The sequence below is a fragment of the Streptomyces roseus genome (genome assembly GCF_001044425.1).
Taxonomy (GTDB): Bacteria; Actinomycetota; Actinomycetes; order Streptomycetales; family Streptomycetaceae; genus Streptomyces; species Streptomyces roseus.
Genome location: NZ_LFML01000145.1, coordinates 1 through 555, shown reverse-complemented (window position 1 = coordinate 555; position 555 = coordinate 1). Strand labels below are relative to the sequence as shown.

Here is a 555-nt window from a genome sequence, read left to right as displayed (position 1 = left end):
AGGACCAGGTGGCGGACACCGTGCTCGGTCACCAGGTGCCGGGCCAGGTGCGCACCGATACCACCGGTGCCACCCGTGATCAGGACCGTACCCTCCGGATCCAGGACCAGGGGAGCCTCGGCGGTCGCGGTGACCGGGACGAGGCGCGGGATGCGGACGCCGTCGGCACGAACCGCGCTCTCCGGCTCACCGGAAGCGATGACGGCGTCAAGACCGTCGGTGACCGCCGTGAGGTCGGTCAGCTGGATCCGGCCCGGGTTCTCCGCCTGCGCGGCACGCACCAGACCCCACACCGGCGCCTGAGCGAGATCGACACGCTCGGAAGCCGCGTCCACGACCACCGCACCACGCGTCGCCACCACCAGCGTGGTCTCCGCGAACCGCTCCCCAGCCAGCCACTCCTGCACCACCGCCAGCGTCCGACCGGTCGCCGAACGCACCGCATCCGGCAACAGACCCTCGGTGTCCGGGACGTGGAAGACCACCGCGCCCGTCAGCTCACCCTCCGGCAGCTCACCCCACACATGCGGCCCGGCCACCCCATCCACCGGAGCC

At 72.3% G+C, this 555-nt stretch carries 1 protein-coding gene; it reads right to left on the bottom strand.

The window, feature by feature from the left end; genetic code table 11:
* A partial coding sequence (locus tag ACS04_RS30165; protein ID WP_158977675.1) for a SpnB-like Rossmann fold domain-containing protein occupies window positions 1–539 on the bottom strand: 539 nt, incomplete at its 3' end.
* Window positions 540–555: the final 16 nt, after the last annotated feature.